The following is an 18704-nucleotide window of genomic DNA, read 5'->3' as shown; positions in this document are numbered from 1 at the left end:
CGGTTGGGGAAAGGGATCCCTACCAAGGTAGCCGCCGCGGACCGCCGGCGCATTTCCACCGGCGCCGGCTCGCTCCCGCGGCAGGACCGGCGCCTCCGGGGAACGCCGGGACGGTCAGCTGCCGCCGATGGCCTTATTGACCTCGGCGGGCGTCTCGTACTGCCGGTCGGGCAGGCCGCGCAGGGCCTTGAGGACGCTGCTGTCCGCGCCGGAGTCTTCGGCTTTCTTGACCAGGTCGGCGGCGGAGGCGGGGTAGTCGACGCCGCCGAGGGCCTTCTGGATGTCGATCGGGCTGGGATTGGCCACGGGAGGTCCTTCCTGAAGGGCGGAACGGGGTTCAATCACCCAACCTACTGGCCCCTCGGGTCCTTGGGAATGCCTTAGGCCAACTCCGCGCCGGAGCCCCCCGGGTGGCCGGAGGGGCAGGCACAGCCGCGGCCAGCGGCCGTAGTAGCCTCTTGTGGTGATTCCAGCGGACCTGATCCAGGCGGCGCTCCTCGGCCTCGGCACCGGCCTGGCCCTCATTGTCGCCATTGGCGCGCAGAACGCCTTCGTGCTGCGGCAGGGCATCCGCGGGGAGCACGTAGCGGCGACGGTGCTGATCTGCGCCCTGTCCGACGCGGTGCTGATCGCGGCGGGCATCGTGGGGATCGGCACGCTGATCGGGGCGGCCCCCGCCGTCGTCGTTATTATCCGCTTTGCCGGCGCGGCGTTCCTGCTCGCGTACGGAATCCTGGCCGCGAAACGGGCGATCCGGCCCGGGGCGCTCACCGCGTCGGCGCAGCAGGGGCCGCTCAGCCGGAAGGCTGCGGTGGCCACGGTGCTGGCGCTGACCTGGCTGAACCCGCATGTCTACCTCGACACCGTACTGCTGCTCGGCTCGGTCGCCAACAGCCAGGCCGGCGGCGCCCGCTGGTGGTTCGGCGGCGGTGCGATGTTGGGCAGCGTCCTCTGGTTCAGCGCGTTGGGCTTCGGCGCCCGGCTGCTGCGCCCGTTCTTCGCGAGGCCGATGTCGTGGCGGATCCTGGACGGGCTGATCGCGCTGGTGATGTTCGGGCTGGGCCTGCGGATGGCGCTTGGCGCCTAGCCCGGCCCTTCGCAGCCGCGGTACGGGCTGGCATGCTGGTGGCATGAGCCAGGATCCGGCGGTGGAGATCGTGGAAATAACGACGGCGGCGTGGCCGGTTTTCGAGCAGCTGTTCGGTCCCGGCGGGGTGCAGGGCGGCTGCTGGTGTTCCTGGTTCCGTATGAATTCACGCGACTATGCGGCTGCCGGCGGCGCCGCACGCAAGGACCTGGTGCGCGGGCTGGTGGCGGCGGGCGAACCTTTCGGCCTGGTGGCCAAGGTGGACGGTGAGCCGCTGGGTTGGGTTTCGGTGGCGCCACGCCACTGCCATGTACGGCTACAGCGCTCCAGCGTCGCCCGGCTGGCTCCGGGCGAGGACGCCGCCGGGCTGTGGACCGTCGCGTGCTTCTACGTGGACCGCCGCGGGCGCGGACGCGGTCTGGGGCTGTCACTGCTGGAGGCCGCGGTGCAGTATGCGCAGCGGAACGGGGCGGCTGCCGCCGAGGGGTATCCGGTGGACACGGCGGGGGAGCGGACACCGCCGCAAGACCTCTACTACGGCACGCTCGGCACCTTCCTGGCCGCAGGCTTCGTGCCGATCGAGCGCCGAGGTACGCGCCGGGTGCTGGTGCGGAAGGAGTTCGGCGCGCCGGGGTAGCCAGCAGAGCCCCGCCGGCCTGCGGGTCGCGATCAGAGCCAGGCGACGACCAGCCGGGCGGCCTGCGCGGGGACGGTGGGGTCGACGCCGGTCAGGTCTGCGAAACGGCGCAGCCGGTTCATCAGCGTGTTGCGGTGGCAGAAGAGACGGGCGGCGGAATCGGTGACGCTGCCGGTGGCGAGGTAGGCGCGCACGGCTTCCATGAGCCGCTCGCGTTCCACCGGTCCGCAGCCGGCCAGGGCGCCCTCCACGTCCGGGGCTATCGGGAGGTTGGCGGCGGCGAGCCGGAGCCGGGCCAGCCGCGACCAGGCGCCGCCGAGCGTGAGCGCGCCGCCGTCTTCGGGCTGCGCGAGCTGGGCGAGGTCCCGTGCGAGCCGCGCGCTGTTCCAGAGGTCCGCGAGGCCGTCCACCCGGTCGATCAGGCCGCAGCGGAGCCGGCCGATGCGCTCTGCTGCCTCGTGGAGCGCAGACCCGTGGCGCTCGTCCAGCACCCAGAACGCGACGAGCGCATCGGCCAGCGGGTGGGTGAAGATTTCGCCGCCCCGGCGGGCGGCCTGCGCGATGACGATCCGCAGGGCGGCGGCGTTTTCGACCGTGGCAACCGCGACGCCGAAGGGGCCGTCCCGCTCCAGGCCAAGCTCCGCCGCGATGCGTTCGAGCAGGTCAGGCGCCGGCGCCGCGGGGCCGAAGAGGGCCGCCACATAGCCCTGCCGGACCGACGATTCTTCATGGGCCATGCGCTGCCGCTCCGCCAGGTACGTCACCTGGGTCTGCGCGGCGTAGGTGTCCACGACCTGCCACACCGTCTCGGCCCGGCGCACGAGCAGCGGCGCGTCGTCCGGCCCGGCCAGGGCCATGAGATGGCTCCACAGGACGGTGAAGTCCAGCCGGATCGCGGTCATCAGCGACTCCACGGGGACGCCGGCCCGGGCGCGGGAGACGCCGACGTCCAGCGCGATGTTCTGGCGTTCGCTGACCAGGCGGCTGCTGTCGGCGCCGGGCCGCAGGCTTTCGATCAACGCTTCGAAGGAGGCGGCACCGGTCCGGCGGATCTCGCTGGCCGGAAGCGCGCCGTCGCGGTAGTCCTCCAGCTGCAGCACGCGCTCGAGGAACGCGTCCGTGAGGGCATCGACGGAGAGCAGGTCGAGCAGCTCGTTCCAGCGGGCGGCCGCACCGCCGTCGTTAATTCCCTGTTTCGAAGGCATTTCCACCGCGTCAGGACCCTCCGAACTTGTGCTTTTGCACATCCTACTCCTCCAAACCCGCCTCGATTCGTGCGCGTGTGACCTGCTGCACTCTGGCATGCTGGTGTGCATTCGAAGGCGAGGCCTCGGCGTCCGTGTAGCGCCGGCCTACTAGAGTGCGGAGGCACCATGACGCAATCCCTGAACCTCGAAGCCGGGGCTACCAGGAAGATCTCGGACAAGGAGGCGACCAAGGTAGCCATCGGCGCCCTCGTCGGCACCGCGATGGAGTGGTACGACTTCTTCCTCTTCAGTGCGGCCGCCGCCCTGGTCTTCAACGTCCAGTACTTCACGAACGAGAACGCGACGGCGGCCGCGATGGCCTCCTTTGCGACCTTCGGCGTCGGACTCGTGGCCCGCCCGATCGGCGGCATGATCTTCGGCGCAATGGGCGACCGGATCGGCCGGCGCAAGACCCTGATGGTCACCATCGTCGGCATCGGCATCATCACCGGCCTGATCGGCCTGCTGCCCACCTACGCGGCGATCGGCGTCGCCGCTCCCATCCTGCTGGTGCTGCTGCGCATTGCGCAGGGGCTGTTCGTGGGCGGCGAGTGGTCAGGCGCCATGACCATCGTGGTGGAGAACGCGCCGCTCGAGCGCCGCGCACGCTACGCCGCGCTGCCGCAGATCGGCTCTCCGATCGGTACCATCCTCTCCTCCGGCGGCTTCTTCGTGATGACGCTCCTCTTCTCGCAGGAGAGCTTCGACTCCTTCGGCTGGCGCATTCCGTTCCTGGCTGCGTTCCCGATGCTGCTGCTGGCCCTCTACATCCGTTCCCGGCTCGACGAGTCCCCGGTCTTCGCGGAGCTGATGGAGGCCGGCGAGACCGAGAAAGCCCCGATCCGCACCGTGCTGCGCGAGAGCTGGAAGCACATCATCGTGGGCATGGCCGCGGCGCTGCTCGGCGTCGGAGGCTTCTACCTGGTCACCGCGTTCGTGGTCTACTACGGCGTGAAGATCCTGGGCTACGAGTCCTCGCTGATGCTCGCGGGCGGCATGATCGCCGCCGTCGTCGAAATCCCCGTCCTGATCGCGGGCGGCCGGCTGGCCGAGCGCTTCGGCGCCAGCAAGGTGATCATATACGGCGGCATCCTGTCCGCCGTCGCCGCGGTGCCGTCCTTCCTGCTGGTCGAGAGCGGCAACGACTTGCTCGTCATCACCGGCATGGTCCTGGCGGTGGCCACGCTGTCCTTCCCGTACGCGGCCTCCGGCACCGTGCTGACCGGCCTGTTCCCGGCCCGGACCCGCTACAGCGGCGTCGGCTTCGCGCAGAACGTGGCGGGCATGCTCAGCGGTTTCGTGCCGCTGCTGGCCACGGGCTTCGTTGCCTCGGCCGGCAACCACTGGTGGCCCGCCGCCGCGATGCTGGTCTTCCTGAGCCTGTTCACCGCCGTGGCCGGCGTGATCGCGCCGCGGATGAGCGTGAACCTGCCCGGGTTCAAGCACTAGCCGCCGGCCAGGCCCGGCCGCGGCCCTTTCAAACGATTGGCCCGAAGTGGCTCGTTAGGACCTCCATTCCAGCCATTACGGGCCAATCGTTTGCAGATACCAGCCCCTGAGCGATTGGCGGGCCTTCCCGCCAGCCCAGGCCAGCATCATCAGCACGAACAAAGGAACCAACGCTTCATGTCCAGCACCGCCGGCCACCTGATTGTCAGCCAGCTTGAGCAGCACGGGGTCCGCCGCGCCTACGCCGTCCCCGGGGAGAGCTTCCTCGACGTGCTCGACGGGCTCTACGACTCGCCCATCGAAACGGTGGTCTGCCGCCACGAGGGAGGGGCCGGCTTCATGGCCCTGGCGGAGGCGCGGCTCACCGGCACGCCGGGCATCGCCATGGTGACCCGGGGGCCCGGAGCGGCCAACGCGATGATCGCCGTCCACACGGCCTGGCAGGACGCCACGCCGCTGGTCCTCTTCGTGGGGCTCATTCCGGTGGCCGATCGGGAGCGGGACTCGTTCCAGGAATTCAGCCTCTCCGGCTGGTTTTCTACCACGGCCAAGCGGGTGATGGTGCTCGACGACGAGCACCGTGCCGCGGAGATGGTCGCGGAGGCCATGCGGCTGGCCTCGTCCGGCCGGCCCGGTCCGGTGGTCGTGGGGCTGCCCGAGGACGTCCTTGTCCGCCGCACGGAGGCCCGGGCCGTGCCGCCTCGGGCGCTTCCCGCGGCGGTGCCCGCTCCGGCCTCGCTCGACGAACTGGCGGGCCGGCTGGCCGGCGCGAAGCGCCCGTTGCTGGTGGCCGGCGGCGACGGCTGGACCCCGGACGCCGCGCAGCGGCTCGCCGGCTGGGCCGAGGATGCCAACATCCCGGTGGCCGCCGACTGGCGGGCCTACGACGCGGTCCCGCACTCCAGCCCGGCCTGGGCCGGATGGCTGGGCTACGGCCGCGCGGACACCCTCGCGGCCCGGCTCGACGAGGCGGACCTGCTCGTCTTCATCGGCTGCGGCCGCTCCGACGTGCTCAGCGACGGGTACACCCGCGGGCTCGAGGCGCCTACCGTCGTCGTTCTTCCCGATCCCGACGCCGCGACCCATGCCGGCCGCATCGACCAGCACATCCCGGCGGGGCCTGCGGCCTTTGCCGCCGCCCTGCCGGCCGCCTCCGCGGCCCGCGGCGCCCGGGGCCGGGACTGGATGGACGCGCTCGCGGCCGACCAGCGGCGCTACGCCACCGCCCGCCCGGACTACGGCCCCGGCGACTCCGCGCGCGGCGTGGACCTGGGCGAGGCCTTCGGCCTGCTCGAACGGGAGCTGCCCGCCGACCGGATCGCCACCTACGGCGCCGGCAACGCGACCATCTGGGGCCACCGCTACCTGAGCCACGCCGGTCCGGGCACGCTGGTCGGCCCGCGCAACGGCGCCATGGGCCTGGCCGTTCCGGCAGCCGTGGCCGCCGCGCTGGTCCATCCGGAGCGGCAGGTGGTCGCGGTGTGCGGCGACGGCGACTTCCTGATGAACGCGCAGGAGCTGGCCACCGCCGTCGGCTACGGTGCCGCGCCGCTGGTGATCGTGGTGGACAACGGCATCTACGGGACCATCGTCGCGCACCAGCAGAAGCATTATCCGGGCCGCCCGTCCGGAACCTCGATGGCCAACCCGGACTTCGCCGCGTGGATGCAGACCTTCGGCGGGCACGGGGAGCGGGTGGAATCCACCGCGGACTTCGCGCCTGCCCTGGAACGGGCGCTGGCCAGCGGCAAGCCGGCCCTGCTGCACCTGCTCATGGACCCCGCCACGATGCCGCCCAGCCAAGCCAACGCGGCGCTGCACGGGGATATTAACGACGACGGCGGGGAGCCGGCCGAACTGGCCGCCGCTGCTGCCGAAGGGGCGGGCAAATGAAGCTGGACCTGATCCTCCGCGACGCGGACATCATCACGCTCGAGCATGAGCGGCCCCGCGCGCACAGCGTCGGTGTGCTGCATGGGCGGATCGTCGGCTTCGACGAGGAGCTCGCCGGCTGCACCGCCGCCCGCGACATCAGCCTGGGCGGGGCGGCCGTGGTGCCCGGCTTCATCGACGCGCACTGCCACACCACCTGGTGGGGACTCGGGCTGGACGCCGTGGACCTCAGCCAGGCCCGCGGCCTGGACGAGCTCTACGCGCTGCTGGAGGCGGAGGCGGAGCGGCTGGCCGGGGAGCCGGGCCGCTGGGTGCAGGGCACCGGGTTCAACCAGAAGCACCACGGCGGTGCCTTCCCGGACATCCGGCGGCTGGACGCGATCACCGGGGACCGGCCGCTCTACCTGCGGCACACCTCCGGCCACCTGTCCATCACCAACACCGCGACGCTGCGGCTGGCCGGGGTCTTCGAGCCCGGCTTCGACAACCCCACGGGCGGCGCCGTGCTCCGCGGTGCGGACGGCTACCCCACGGGCATCGTGGAGGAATCCGCCCAGGCCCTGATCCAGAACCTGCTGCTGCCGTATCCGGTGGAGCGGATCGTGGAGGCGCTGGACGCCGCGACCGCCCGGTACGCCGCGGAGGGCATCACCAGCTTCACCGAGGCCGGAATCGGCGGCGGCTGGATCGGGCACAGCCCCGTGGAAGTGCAGGCCTACCAAGCCGCCCGACGTGCCGGGAAGCTGCATGCGCGGGCCCAGCTGATGCCGGCCCTGGACGCGCTCCGGCCGCTGGAAGCCAACGCCCGCGACATGCACGGCACCGGCTCCGGCCGGGGGCTGGACCTGGGTGCCGTTGCCGGCTTCGGCGACGAACACCTTTCACTCGGACCGATCAAGGTTTTCATGGACGGCTCGCTGCTCGGCGCCACCGCCGCGGTCACCGAGGATTTCTGCGGTCACCAGCACAATACGGGCTACCTGCTCGACACTCCCGAGGCCTACCGCGAACGCATCGACGCGGCCTACCGGGCCGGCTGGCCGGTCGCCCTGCATGCCATCGGGGACGCCGCAATCGACCTGGCCATCGAAATCATCACCTCATGCCAGGACCGCTACGGCCGCAACGCGCTGCCCAACCGGATCGAGCACTTCGGCATCGCCCGCCCGGAGCAGGTCGCCGCCGTCGCGAAGGCAGGCATCGCGGTGACCCCGCAGGCCTCCTTCATTTCGCCGCTCGGCGACCAGATGGCGGCACTCGTGGGACCGGAGCGGGAAGGCTGGCTCTACCGCGGCCGCTCGCTGGTGGACGCCGGAGTGCTGCCGGCCGGCTCCTCCGACCTGCCGGTGGCGGACAACAACGTCCGCCGCGCCCTGCAGTCCAGCGTGGACCGGCGCACCGAGAAAGGCCGCCTGCTCGGCGGCGCCGCTGAGGGCCTCACCCCGGAGGAGGCGCTGCGCAGCTACACGGAATGGGCCGCGATCGCCACCGGGACGGACGCCGACAAGGGCACCCTGCGTGCCGGCAAGCTGGCCGACTTCGCCGTGCTGTCCGGTTCCCCGCTGGATGCGCCGGACATCGGGGCGCTCGAGGTGCTGGCCACCATCGTCGGCGGGGACTTCACGCACAACCTCATCACTGAATCCGCACTGATCGGAGCAGACTCATGACCACCATCGCCGCATCAGCCGCCCGCACCGAGGTCGACCCCCGCCAGGCCTTCCTCGCCGACTTCCGCTCGATGAGCACCTTCGGTGCCACCGCCGGCGGCGGCGTGGACCGGCAGGCGGGCACCATCGCCGACGGGCAGACCCGCAACTGGTTCCGCGGCCTCGTCGAAGGCCACGGCTTCGACGTCCGCTACGACCAGGTCGGCAACCAGTTCGCGCTGCTCGAGCTCACTCCCGGCGCCCCGTACATCGCCGTCGGTTCGCACCTGGACTCGCAGCCGCTCGGCGGCCGGTTCGACGGGGCCTACGGCGTGCTCGCGGGAGCCCACGCCGCCATCCGGCTCAAGGAACGCTTCACCCAAGGCGACGAAACCGCAACATTCAACATCGCCGTCGTCAATTGGTTCAACGAGGAGGGCTGCCGCTTCAAGCCGTCCATGATGGGCAGCTCGGTCTTCACCGGCAAGCTTCCGGCGGAGCAGGTGCTGGCCACCACGGACCCGCACGGGACCACCGTGCGCGAGGCGCTGGAGGCCATCGGGACCGTCGGCGACTTCTCGCTGGACGTCGCCGCCTACCTCGAGATCCACATCGAACAGGGCCGCTCGCTCGAGGACGCCGGGCTGACCATCGGCCTGGTCGAATCCACCTGGGGCGCCAACAAGTACGAGTTCGTGGTGCACGGCGAGCAGGCGCACACCGGAGCCACCGTCATCGCCGACCGCCATGACGCCCTGCTCGGCGCCTCGCTGCTGGTGGTCGCCGCCCGCGACATTGCCGACGAATTCTCCACCGAGGAGCACGCCGTCATCACCTCCTGCGGCGAGCTCAACGTGTTCCCGAACTCGCCCGTGGTCGTGGCCAGCCGGGTGAACCTGCTGGTGGACCTGCGCAGCACCGATGCCGGCGTCCTGGCCGCGGCGGACGCCGAGCTGCACCGCCGGATCCAGGCCATCGAGAAGCGCGCCAGCGTGAGGATCGAGCGCGGCGCTGAACACGTCTGGGCCTCCAAAGCCTACGACGAGGCCGGCATGAAGCTCGCGGCCGAATGCGCCGAGGCCCTCGGCCTGCCGCACGGCACCGTCCGCACCCTCGCCGGCCACGACTCGACGAACATGAAGGACAAGGTCCCCACGATCATGCTCTTCGTGCCCAGCGTCGAGGGCATCAGCCACAACGAGAAGGAACTCACCAGCGACGAGGACATGCTCGCCGGCCTGGACCTGCTCACCGAGCTGCTCGGCCGCGTGGCCGACGGTGGATTCGTCCGGCCGTAGCGGCGCGGCGCGGAGTGGAACGGGCCGGAGCGGACCGGGTAGCGGCGCCCCATCAGTAACATGTGACACATGCCACCTATGCTGACCGCTCCCCGCTCCCTCGTCGCCGAACTGCGGTCCAGGGGCGTCGCGGATGCGAGGGCGGATGCCACGACCCGCGCCGTCTACTCGAGCGACGCCTCGCTCTACCGGGTCCAGCCGACCGCCGTCGTCTTTCCCCGGCACATCGACGAGGTGCTCACGACACTCGAGGTCTGCCGGGAGCGGGGGATTCCGCTGACCTCCCGCGGCGCCGGGACGTCGCTGGCCGGGAACGCCATCGGCCGCGGCGTCGTGATCGACTTCAGCCGCCACCTCAACAGGGTGCTGGAACTCGACGCGGAAGCCCGCACCGCCGTCGTGGAGCCGGGGGCCGTCCATGCGACGCTGCAGAAGGCCGCCCTCGCCCAGGGCCTGCGGTTCGGGCCGGACCCGTCCACCCATACCCGCTGCACCGTCGGCGGCATGATCGGCAACAATGCCTGCGGCTCCCGGGCCCTCGCCTACGGCCGGACGGCGGACAACGTCACCCATCTCGAGGTCGTCACCGGCGCCGGCACCCGGCTGTGCCTCGGCGCGGAGGGCACGCCGCCGTCGCCGGAAACGGACGCCCTGCGCTCGCTGGTCGACGCAGAGCTCGGCACCATCCGCACCGAACTGGGCCGGTTCGGGCGGCAGGTCTCCGGCTACTCGCTGGAGCACCTGCTGCCCGAGCGCGGCTTCGACCTCCGGCGCGCGCTGGTCGGCAGCGAAGGGACGCTGGCCGTCGTGCTGGAGGCGGGGATCCGGCTGGTCACCGATGCGCCGCACAAGACCATGGTGGTGCTCGGATTCGACACCATCGGCGACGCCGGCGATGCGGTCCCCGCGGTGCTGCCCTTCACCCCGACCGCCTGCGAGGGCCTGGACTCGCGGATCGTCGAGGTGGTCCGGACCCGGAAGGGCCCGCAGGCCGTGCCCGAACTGCCCGGCGGCGCGGCCTGGCTGTTCGTCGAGGTCTCCGGCGAGGACGCCCTCGAGGTCGCCGACCGTGCGGCCCGCGTCAGCCGCATCGGCGCCGTCCGCTGGTCCCGCATCGTCACCGACCCGCTGCAGGCCGCCGCGCTGTGGCGGATCCGCGAGGACGGCGGCGGGCTGGCCGGACGCTCGCCAGCCGGGGCTCCCGCCCACGCCGGCTGGGAGGACGCCGCCGTGCCGCCGGAGCGGCTGGGCGACTACCTCCGCGACTTCGATGAGCTGCTGCTGGCCCACAACCTCACCGGGTTCCCGTTCGGGCACTTCGGCGACGGCTGCGTGCACGTGCGCCTGGACTTCCCGTTCCAGTACGACGGCGGAACGGCGGCTTTCCGGTCCTTCCTCACCGACGCGGCGAAGCTGGTGGCCGCCTACGGCGGTTCGCTCTCCGGCGAGCACGGCGACGGCCGCGCGCGCAGCGAGCTGCTGCCGTACATCTATTCGCCCGCGGCGCTCGCGCTGTTCGGGAAGGTCAAGGGCATCATGGACCCGGACAACGTCCTGAATCCCGGCGTCTTGGTCGACCCCGAGCCGCTGGACGCCAACGTCCGGGTGGCCGAGGCGGGGCCGCTGCGGTCCGGGCTGGCATTCGGCTACCGGCACGACGGCGGCGACTTCAGCCAGGCGGTGCACCGCTGCACCGGGGTGGGGCAGTGCCGCGTGGCCAATCCGGACAACCGGACGGTGATGTGCCCGTCCTACGCCGCCACGCGCGAGGAGAAAGACTCGACCCGCGGCCGGGCCCGCGCCCTGCAGGAGATGATCAACGGCAGCGTCACCGGGGGAGCGAAGGACGGGCCGCCGAATTGGCGGGCGCCGGAGGTCCACGAGGCGCTCGACCTGTGCCTCTCCTGCAAGGGGTGCGCGTCGGACTGCCCCACCGGCATCGACATGGCCGCCTACAAGACCGAGGTGCTGCACCAGAGCTACAAGGGACGGCTGCGTCCGGCCTCCCACTATTCGCTCGGCTGGCTGCCCCGCTGGGCGAGGCTGGCCTCCGTTGCTCCCCGGCCGGTGAATTTCCTGACGCGCCTGCCCGGGGTCCGGCAGCTGGCCCTGCGGCTGGCCGGCGTGGACCGGCGGCGGAAAATCCCGGCCTTTGCAGCGCAGACGTTCCAAGACTGGTTCGCATCACGCCCCGCATCGGAAGCCGGCGCCGCGGAGGACCGGCCGCAGGTGCTGCTGTGGGCCGATACCTTCACCAACTACTTCTCGCCGGAGACGGGGCAGGCGGCCGTGCGCGTACTGGAGGCGGCCGGCTACCGCGTCCGCGTTCCGGACCGGCCGGTGTGCTGCGGGCTGACCTGGATTTCCACCGGCCAGCTGGATGCCGCACGGAAGATCCTCCGGTCCTCCGTCGAGACGCTGGCCGGCTACGCGGCGGACGGGATCCCGATCGTCGGGCTTGAGCCGTCCTGCACGGGGGTGCTGCGGGCCGACGCCGTCGAGCTGGTCGGGCCCGGCGCCGCCCCGGTGGCCGCCGCCACCCACACCCTCGCGGAACTGCTGGCGAAGACGCCCGGCTACGCGCCGCCGTCGTTGTCCGGCACCACGGTGGTTGCCCAGCCGCACTGCCACCACCACGCGGTCATGGGCTGGAGCCCGGATGCAGCCCTGCTGGAAGGGGCCGGCACCACCCTGCGGAAGCTGGGCGGCTGCTGCGGCCTCGCCGGAAACTTCGGCGTGGAGCGCGGCCACTACGAGGTCTCGGTCGCCGTCGCCGGGCAGCAGCTCCTGCCTGCCGTGCACGCCGCGGAGCCGGACGCCGTGGTCCTGGCCGACGGCTACTCCTGCCGCACCCAGCTGGAGGACCTCACCGACCGCCGGGGCATCCACCTCGCGCAGCTGCTGGACCGGGCCGCCGGCTCCCGCCGCCGGTGACGGGAGCCGGCAGGGCTACCCCGCGGAGCGGTTGACCCGGCCCGGGGCGGGCGATGCCGCCGATCCGCTCAGCCGCCCGCGCTGACCGGATTGCAGAGCGTGCCCACGCCGGACACGCGCGCCTCCGCCGTGTCGCCCGGCCGCACGTGGATGGCCCCGGGCGTGCCGGTGGAAATGATGTCCCCCGGGTACAGCGGCATCACCTTGCTGTGGAAGCTGACGAGGTACTCGGGGCTGTAGCGCATGTGCGAGACCGTGTTGGTGCGCCGCACTTCGCCGTTGACCACGGTGGACACCTCCATGTCCGCCAGCGTCCCCGTGCCGACCGCCTCGGCCAGCGGCACGATCCGCGGACCGAAGGAGAAGAACCCGGGGAAGTTCTTCGAGCGGGTGAGGAACCGCGGGTTGCGCTGCAGGATGTCTTCCGCGGTCTGGTCCAGCACGGGGACGACGCCGGCGACGTAGTCGAGCGCGTCCTCCACCTCCACGTTGCGGCAGTACCGCCCGATGACGACGGCGACCTCCGCCTCCGTGGTCGTGCGCTCGCTCTGCACCGGGATGGGGATGTCCTCGTCCGGGCCGATCACCGTGTGGTCGCCCTTGATGAAGGACGCCGGCTCTTCCGGCACGCCCTCGGACAGGTCGGACGCGTGCTCCACGTAGTTCAGGCCGATGCCCCACAGCATGCGCGGATGCCGGTAGGGCGCACCGTAGGTGGCGCTGTCCGGATCGCGGAACACGCCGTCGCCGGCCGCTTCCGCGGCTTTTTCCAGCCGTTCCAGCAGGTCGTCGGCGAGGACCTGCCGGATGTCGCCGGTGAAGTCCGGCAGCAGGTCGCGGACCAGGGCCAGGCCGCGCCGGGGGTGGACGACGGCGGCAAGCTCCTCCGCGTCAGCGCGGACCGAGCACAGGTGCAGGGTGTGGTTCATGGTTCCCTTTCATGGAGGCGTCCAGGGCGGTTCATCGACGGCATGGAATCAGACGGAATCAGTAGGAGCGGACCATGCCGCCGTCGACCCGGATCTGCTCTCCGGTGACGTAGGCGGCCGGCGTGCCGGCGAGGAACGCGACGACGGCGGCGAATTCCCCGGGCTTGCCGTAGCGGCCTGCGGGAATGCCTGCCTCTGAGGACCGGCGGGCCTCCTCGGGGGTGCTGCCGGTGCGCTTCGCCGCCGCCGCGTCGAGGGAGGCCACCCGGTCGGTGTCGATCCGGCCGGGCAGCACCATGTTGACGGTCACGCCGTCACCGGCGACCTCGGCGGCAAGGGTCTTAAGGTAGCCGGCCAGCCCGGCGCGGCCGATGTTGGACAGCGCCAGGTTGGGCAGCGGCTGCTGCACGCCGCTGGAACCGACGGCCACGATCCGCCCCCAGCCGCGTCCGCGCATGCCGGGGAGCACGAGGTTGGTGAGCCGGATGTGCTGGAGCAGCAGCTGGTGCGCCGCGGCGAGGGCCTGCTCGTCGGTGACGTCCGCGGCGCCGCCCGGGGGCGGACCGCCGCCGTTGAGGACCAGCACGTCGATGGGTCCGAAGGCCTCCTCCGCGGCCTCCACCAGCGCGGCCGGGGCTCCGTCCGCGTTGAGGTCCAGGGCGATGCCGATGGCTGAGGGCAGCTTCGCGGCCTCGGCCTGCACCACGTCCTCGCGGCGGGCAGCGAGCACCACGTTGGCGCCTTCCTCGGCCAGCGCCTGTGCGATGGCCAGGCCGATGCCGGAGCTTGACCCCGGCACCAGCACGTTCTTTCCCTTCAGTCCGGTATCCATCAGGCAAGCTCCTTCACGGCGTCGAGGTGGGCGTCGATCATGTCGGCCAGCTCTGCGGGCAGGGTGGGGGCCGGCGGGCGGACGAGCGCTTCGGAGATGACGCCGCGGCGTTTGAGGATCTCCTTGCGCAGCGCCAGACCGACGCCGGGCTGGCCCTCGAAGTTGGCCAGCGGCAGCCACGGCGCGAACACCTCGCGGGCGGCGCTGAAGCCGCCTTCTTCGTACGCGGTGATCGCCAGCTGCAGCGCCTCCGGGTGCGAGAATCCGGTCATGGCGCCGGCCGCCCCGGCGGCGAGTTCGTCGATCAGCCCCACGCCGCCGAGTCCGCCGAACACCGGGATATCGATGGCGGCGGTGAGCTGGGCGATGGCGGCGGCGGTCGGCGGTGCCTCGGACTTGACCGCGACGATGAACGGGCACTGCCGGATCGCGGCCAAGAGCTGCGCGCTGCTGACCTTCACGCCCGAGGCCACCGGGTAGTCCTGCAGCACAATGCCGGCGCCGGTGGCCCGGTGGATGGCAGCAAGGTGGGCGGCGAGGGCTTCCGGATCCGGGGTGTTGGCCTGCACCATGAGGGCGGCGAGGCTGGCGCCCGCGGCGTCGACGGCGTTGCGAGCCTGCTCGATGGCCACGTTGGTGGTGCGGGCGGACAGCCCGATGACGAGCGGCAACTCCCCGGCTTCCTCCGCCACCGTCCGGACGGCCAGGGCCTGTTCGGCGGTGTCGAGGGCGGCGCCTTCGCCGAAGACGCCGAGCACTACCAGGCCGCTGGCCGGAATGTTCCGGTAGAGCCGGACCTCGCGGCGCAGGGATTCGGCGTCCACCGCGTACTCGGATCCGGTGAACGGGGTCGCGAGCACGCCCCACAGTCCGCGGGCGAAGGGTTGTGTACTCATGGGGCGGGAGTGTCCTTTCGGTCGAGGGCCAGCGCGACGATATGCTCGGCGATGGCCAGGGAAGACGTGGCTGCAGGGGAGGGGGCGTTGCGGACGCTGAGCACCGACCCGTGCCGCGTGATGCGGAAGTCGTCCACCAGCGAGCCGTCCCGGCCAAGCGCCTGGGCGCGGATGCCGGACGGGCCGGGAACGACGTCGTCGATGGTCAGCTCGGGCACGTATTTGCGGGCTTCGGCGACGAACTTCCGCTTGCTCAGCGAGCCGAGCATCTCGGTCGCGCCGGTGCGCCAGTGCTTCTTCGCGAAGGCGCGGAAACCGGGCCAGCCGAGGGCATCCGCAAGGTCGCGGGGGGAGACCGTGGTCCAGCCGTAGCCTTCGCGGGCGAGGGCGAGGACCGCGTTGGGGCCCACCATTACCTCGCCGTCCACGCGCGGGGTCAGATGGACCCCGAGGAACGGGTACCGCGGATCCGGCACGGGGTAGACCAGGCCCTTCACGAGATCCCGCTTTTCCGGGCGGAGCAGATAGTACTCGCCGCGGAACGGCACGATTTTCGGATCGTCGTCGTCTCCGGCGAGCTTGGCCACGCGGTCGGCGTGCAGGCCGGCGCAGACGATGACGGCGTCGAACGCCTCGGCGGTTTCCGCGCCCTGGCGGCGGCCGGACACCAGGGTCTCGCCGCCGCGGCGGGCCAGGCCGGTGACCTCGAACGAGGTGGTGACGGTGCCGCCGGCAGCCGCCACATCGTCGGCCAGCGCCCGGGTGACGGCGCCGTAGTCGACAATCGCGGTGTGCGGCGAATGCAGCCCGGAGGTGCCCTCGACGTGCGGCTCGAGAGCGCGCAGTGCATCGCGGTCAATGGTCCGGACATCGGGGACGCCGTTGGCCCGCGCACGGGCCAGGATGTCGCCCAGCCGCGCCTCCTCGGTGCTGTTCCGCGCCACCAGGACCTTGCCGCATTCGTCATAGGCGAGGCCGCGCTCGCCGCAGTACTCCTGCAGCAGCCCGACCCCGCGGCGGCACAGCCGGGCCTTGAGCGAGCCCGGGGTGTAGTAGAGCCCGGCGTGGACGACGCCGCTGTTCCGGCCGGTCTGGTGCGAGGCCAGTACCGGCTCCTTTTCCAGCACCGTGACCCGGGCATCCGGCTGCACGGCCAGGAGCCGGCGCGCGACCGCCGCACCGAGGATGCCGCCGCCGACGACGGCGTAGCGCCGCCCCGTCATCGCGCCGCTTCCGGCGCCGCGACGCTGTTTGCGTGCCGCTTGGTGCGGACAACGTGGAGCAGGAGCCCGGCGGCGACCATGGCGGCGCCGATGGCCAGGTACATGGGTTCCATGACCAGCAGGGGCAGCGAGCCGAGGCCGATCACCGCGCGTTCGAGCCAGCTCGCCGGTCCGATGATCCACCCTCCGGTCGCCACTGCCAGTGCAGCCACCGCGACCGCGGAGACGGCCAGTGCCAGCAGGACGGTGAGGAAGCCGCCCTGCATCAGCAGTCCGATGCCCGGCCCCGACAGCACGAAGATGAACGGGACGAGGAAGGCCGAGAGCGTGTAGCGCCAGGTCAGCCACATCGTGGGGATGGGCTTGCCGCCGGTGATGGCCGACGCCGCGAACGGCGAGAGCGCGGTCGGCGGCGACACCTCGCTCAGCACCGAGTAGTAGAAGATGAACATCGCCGCGGCGAACGCCGGCACCCCGACGTCCTGGAGGGCCGGACCGATGATCACCCACGAGATGATGAAGCTCGCGGTGACCGGCACGGCGAGTCCGAGCAGGATCACCGAGATCGCGGAGAACAGCGCCGTCAGGAACAGGCTGCCGCCGGCGAAGTCCACGATGATGTTGGCGAGCTTCAGGCCGAGGCCGGTCAGCGTCATGACGCCGACGATCAGGCCCGCCGCCGCCATCACGGGAATGACGGACAGGGCGCCTGTCGCGCCGGTGGCCAGCGCGTCCCAGATCCGCTTCGGCGTCATCCACGACTCGCGGTCGAAGAAGCTGAGCACGAAGGCGAGGGCGGTCGCGTACACGACGGCCCGGAACGGGGTCATGCCCATCGCCATGAACACGACGATCGCGGCGAGGGAGCTGAAGTGGTAGCCGAAGCGCAGCAGCAGCCTGCCCACCGGCTTGGCCTCGAACTCGACGGGCTTCGTCTTGAACCGTCGGGCATCCATCTCGATGGCCAGGATGATGCCCAGGTAGTAGAGCAGCGTCGGGATGGTGGCCCAGATCAGCACCTCGAGGTAGGAGACATTCAGCAGGGCCGCAATGATGAATGCCGCGGCGCCCAGGGTAGGCGGAGACATGATGGCACCGATGCCGGCGGCCGCCAGTACGGCGCCGCCGTGTTCCTTCGGATACCCGGCCTTGCGCAGCAGCGGCCATGAGATGCCGCCGAGGGTGACGGTGGTGGCGACGCCCGAGCCGGAGACCGTGCCGAGCAGGAAACCTGCCATGGTCACCGTGCGGCCGGGGCCGGAGCGGGACTGGCCGAAGGCCGAGAAGGACAGGTCGATGAAGAACTTCGTGGCACCGGAGGCGCCGAGCACCGCGCCGTAGATCGTGAACAGGATGATGTAGGTCGCCGCCACTTCCGTGGGGACGCCGAAGATGCCCTGGGTGCCCATGACGTTGTGGCCCACCAGCCGGATCCAGCCGAACGGCGAGGTCTGGAACGGATCCGGGAAGTACGGGCCGAAGTAGGCGTAGGCGAAGAAGAACAGCACGACGGCGGGCACCAGGATGCCGACCGTCCGCCGGCACGCCTCGAGGACGAGCAGGATGGCGATGGTGCCCATGATCAGGTCGAGGTAGGTGGGGATGATGGCCCGGCGGAAGAAGCCGTCCCAGTCCGAGATGATGTACATGAACGGGACGATGGAGATGATCGCGAGCACCCAGTCCACGGCGTGCGGGTTGTCCGCCCGGCCGGACTCCCTCGCCCGCTCGGACCGGCCCCAGCCGCGGTAGACCAGGAAGGTCAGCGACAGGCCGAGCATCAGGAAGGCCGGCAGGTAGAACTGGGTGGGCATGGGGTTGAATACCCAGTAGAGGGCGAACAGCGACAGGGCCACGCCCAGGACCTGCACGATCAGCGCGGGCTTGCCGCTCAGGTGCCGGGCCGGCTTTTCCGCCTCGAATTCGGCTATCAAGGCCTCTTCGTCAATCGAGTCCCTGCCGGGGTCGAAGGCACCCTTGGGCGCCTGGATGACGCCGAGGTCCTCCTTGGAAGCCGGCGCCTCGGCCGGGCGCGGGCCGCGCTTCCGTCCGTCCGGCGGCAGCGCACGGGCGGTCACGGCGCCATTGCCGTCGAGTCGCTCGGTCATGGGGTCTCCTTGATATCTAGCTCAACGTATGGATCGTCGTTTCCGGCCAGGCGCCACAGCTGAAGAGGCGGCTCACCGGGAACATGGAGGGTGCGCTGCCCCAAATCCGTGGCGGCGATGGAGAGCGTCTCGAAGACCGCCGGACGCGAGGGGTCCGGCGGAACCACGTAGTTGCGGCGGTCGTCCGGGCCCGCGGCAGCGGGTGTTCCCGGGACGCCGTAGTACTCCTCGAGGACGGCCAGCTGGTCCGCCGCGATCTCCGCCAGCCGGTAGCTGCCGTCGGCCTGCACCACATAGCGCTCCTCGGCCAGGGTTCCGTAGATCGAATTGCGGTAGCTCACCGCGAAGGTATCCGCGGCCAAAGGCACCCGGGCCAGTTCGCCGTCGTCGTTCGTGACCACGAGGCTGCGGCCGCCGGTTCCGCCGTGCCCGGAGGCGGCGGCGACGGCGGCGGCCGACACCGCGCCTAGGGTGCCGAGGGACACCAGGACGGCAACGACGACGGCGAACGGGCGGCGCATC

General features: G+C 71.4%; 15 protein-coding genes. 7 read left to right on the top strand and 8 right to left on the bottom strand.

Annotated elements, in window-relative coordinates:
* Positions 1-114: 114 nt before the first annotated feature.
* The gene (locus AHIS1636_RS05010; RefSeq protein ID WP_264794712.1) at positions 115-306 is read right to left on the bottom strand and encodes a DUF2795 domain-containing protein; all 192 of its coding nucleotides are present in this window, start codon (positions 304-306) and stop codon (positions 115-117) included.
* A gap of 157 nt (positions 307-463) precedes the next feature.
* On the opposite strand from AHIS1636_RS05010, the gene AHIS1636_RS05005 reads away from it, so the two are divergent.
* The gene (locus AHIS1636_RS05005) at positions 464-1087 is read left to right on the top strand and encodes a LysE/ArgO family amino acid transporter (protein WP_264794913.1); all 624 of its coding nucleotides are present in this window, start codon (positions 464-466) and stop codon (positions 1085-1087) included.
* A gap of 43 nt (positions 1088-1130) precedes the next feature.
* The gene (locus tag AHIS1636_RS05000; protein ID WP_264794711.1) at positions 1131-1724 is read left to right on the top strand and encodes a GNAT family N-acetyltransferase; all 594 of its coding nucleotides are present in this window, start codon (positions 1131-1133) and stop codon (positions 1722-1724) included.
* Between the two features lie 32 nt (positions 1725-1756).
* Here AHIS1636_RS05000 and AHIS1636_RS04995 read toward each other — a convergent pair whose 3' ends face one another.
* On the bottom strand, positions 1757-2929 hold the full coding sequence (locus AHIS1636_RS04995) for a PucR family transcriptional regulator (protein WP_264794710.1): 1173 nt from the start codon (positions 2927-2929) through the stop codon (positions 1757-1759).
* Positions 2930-3097: 168 nt separating this feature from the next.
* Between AHIS1636_RS04995 and AHIS1636_RS04990 the strand changes: the two genes are divergently transcribed.
* From AHIS1636_RS04990 to AHIS1636_RS04970, 5 genes are all read left to right on the top strand, one after another.
* The gene (locus AHIS1636_RS04990) at positions 3098-4420 is read left to right on the top strand and encodes an MFS transporter (protein ID WP_264794709.1); all 1323 of its coding nucleotides are present in this window, start codon (positions 3098-3100) and stop codon (positions 4418-4420) included.
* 177 nt (positions 4421-4597) lie between these two features.
* Complete coding sequence (locus AHIS1636_RS04985; protein WP_264794708.1) at positions 4598-6313, top strand: thiamine pyrophosphate-dependent enzyme; 1716 nt, start codon at positions 4598-4600, stop codon at positions 6311-6313.
* On the top strand, positions 6310-7983 hold the full coding sequence (locus AHIS1636_RS04980) for an amidohydrolase (protein ID WP_264794707.1): 1674 nt from the start codon (positions 6310-6312) through the stop codon (positions 7981-7983). The genes AHIS1636_RS04985 and AHIS1636_RS04980 overlap by 4 nt, the downstream gene beginning before the upstream one ends.
* The gene (locus AHIS1636_RS04975; RefSeq protein ID WP_264794706.1) at positions 7980-9260 is read left to right on the top strand and encodes a M20 family metallo-hydrolase; all 1281 of its coding nucleotides are present in this window, start codon (positions 7980-7982) and stop codon (positions 9258-9260) included. The genes AHIS1636_RS04980 and AHIS1636_RS04975 overlap by 4 nt, the downstream gene beginning before the upstream one ends.
* Before the next feature lie 69 nt (positions 9261-9329).
* Positions 9330-12194, top strand: a complete 2865-nt coding sequence (locus tag AHIS1636_RS04970; RefSeq protein ID WP_264794705.1) for an FAD-binding and (Fe-S)-binding domain-containing protein — start codon at positions 9330-9332, stop codon at positions 12192-12194.
* Positions 12195-12262: 68 nt separating this feature from the next.
* On the opposite strand, the gene AHIS1636_RS04965 is transcribed toward AHIS1636_RS04970, so the two are convergent.
* From AHIS1636_RS04965 to AHIS1636_RS04940, 6 genes are read right to left on the bottom strand one after another with little or no spacing between them, the layout of a single operon-like run.
* Complete coding sequence (locus tag AHIS1636_RS04965; protein WP_264794704.1) at positions 12263-13123, bottom strand: fumarylacetoacetate hydrolase family protein; 861 nt, start codon at positions 13121-13123, stop codon at positions 12263-12265.
* A 58-nt stretch (positions 13124-13181) separates the two neighbouring features.
* On the bottom strand, positions 13182-13955 hold the full coding sequence (locus tag AHIS1636_RS04960; RefSeq protein WP_264794703.1) for an SDR family oxidoreductase: 774 nt from the start codon (positions 13953-13955) through the stop codon (positions 13182-13184).
* Positions 13955-14851, bottom strand: coding sequence for a dihydrodipicolinate synthase family protein (locus AHIS1636_RS04955; protein WP_264794702.1), 897 nt, complete (start codon positions 14849-14851; stop codon positions 13955-13957). Before AHIS1636_RS04955 ends, AHIS1636_RS04960 begins: the two co-directional genes overlap by 1 nt.
* A complete protein-coding gene (gene lhgD / locus AHIS1636_RS04950) occupies positions 14848-16074 on the bottom strand; it encodes an L-2-hydroxyglutarate dehydrogenase (RefSeq protein WP_264794701.1) in 1227 nt (408 codons plus the stop codon). The genes AHIS1636_RS04955 and lhgD overlap by 4 nt, the downstream gene beginning before the upstream one ends.
* Positions 16071-18182, bottom strand: coding sequence for a TRAP transporter permease (locus tag AHIS1636_RS04945; protein WP_264794700.1), 2112 nt, complete (start codon positions 18180-18182; stop codon positions 16071-16073). The genes lhgD and AHIS1636_RS04945 overlap by 4 nt, the downstream gene beginning before the upstream one ends.
* Positions 18179-18703 (bottom strand): hypothetical protein, encoded by a 525-nt coding sequence (locus AHIS1636_RS04940; protein WP_264794699.1) that lies wholly within the window; start codon positions 18701-18703, stop codon positions 18179-18181. The genes AHIS1636_RS04945 and AHIS1636_RS04940 overlap by 4 nt, the downstream gene beginning before the upstream one ends.
* Between the last annotated feature and the right edge of the window lies 1 nt (position 18704).

The sequence above is a fragment of the Arthrobacter mangrovi genome (assembly GCF_026011795.1).
GTDB classification, from domain to species: Bacteria; Actinomycetota; Actinomycetes; order Actinomycetales; family Micrococcaceae; genus Crystallibacter; species Crystallibacter mangrovi.
The sequence above is the reverse complement of the archived record's forward strand: the minus strand, read 5'-3'. Positions and strand labels throughout refer to the sequence as shown.

Bases quoted from the DNA above. Each gene is read 5' to 3' on its own strand.
- AHIS1636_RS05000 (WP_264794711.1), top strand. From the start codon at position 1,131: ATGAGCCAGGATCCGGCGGTGGAGATCGTGGAAATAACGACGGCGGCG.
- AHIS1636_RS04995 (WP_264794710.1), bottom strand. From the start codon at position 2,929: ATGCCTTCGAAACAGGGAATTAACGACGGCGGTGCGGCCGCCCGCTGG.
- AHIS1636_RS04990 (WP_264794709.1), top strand. From the start codon at position 3,098: ATGACGCAATCCCTGAACCTCGAAGCCGGGGCTACCAGGAAGATCTCG.
- AHIS1636_RS04985 (WP_264794708.1), top strand. From the start codon at position 4,598: ATGTCCAGCACCGCCGGCCACCTGATTGTCAGCCAGCTTGAGCAGCAC.
- AHIS1636_RS04980 (WP_264794707.1), top strand. From the start codon at position 6,310: ATGAAGCTGGACCTGATCCTCCGCGACGCGGACATCATCACGCTCGAG.
- AHIS1636_RS04975 (WP_264794706.1), top strand. From the start codon at position 7,980: ATGACCACCATCGCCGCATCAGCCGCCCGCACCGAGGTCGACCCCCGC.
- AHIS1636_RS04970 (WP_264794705.1), top strand. From the start codon at position 9,330: ATGCCACCTATGCTGACCGCTCCCCGCTCCCTCGTCGCCGAACTGCGG.
- AHIS1636_RS04965 (WP_264794704.1), bottom strand. From the start codon at position 13,123: ATGAACCACACCCTGCACCTGTGCTCGGTCCGCGCTGACGCGGAGGAG.
- AHIS1636_RS04960 (WP_264794703.1), bottom strand. From the start codon at position 13,955: ATGGATACCGGACTGAAGGGAAAGAACGTGCTGGTGCCGGGGTCAAGC.
- AHIS1636_RS04955 (WP_264794702.1), bottom strand. From the start codon at position 14,851: ATGAGTACACAACCCTTCGCCCGCGGACTGTGGGGCGTGCTCGCGACC.
- lhgD (WP_264794701.1), bottom strand. From the start codon at position 16,074: ATGACGGGGCGGCGCTACGCCGTCGTCGGCGGCGGCATCCTCGGTGCG.
- AHIS1636_RS04945 (WP_264794700.1), bottom strand. From the start codon at position 18,182: ATGACCGAGCGACTCGACGGCAATGGCGCCGTGACCGCCCGTGCGCTG.
- AHIS1636_RS04940 (WP_264794699.1), bottom strand. From the start codon at position 18,703: ATGCGCCGCCCGTTCGCCGTCGTCGTTGCCGTCCTGGTGTCCCTCGGC.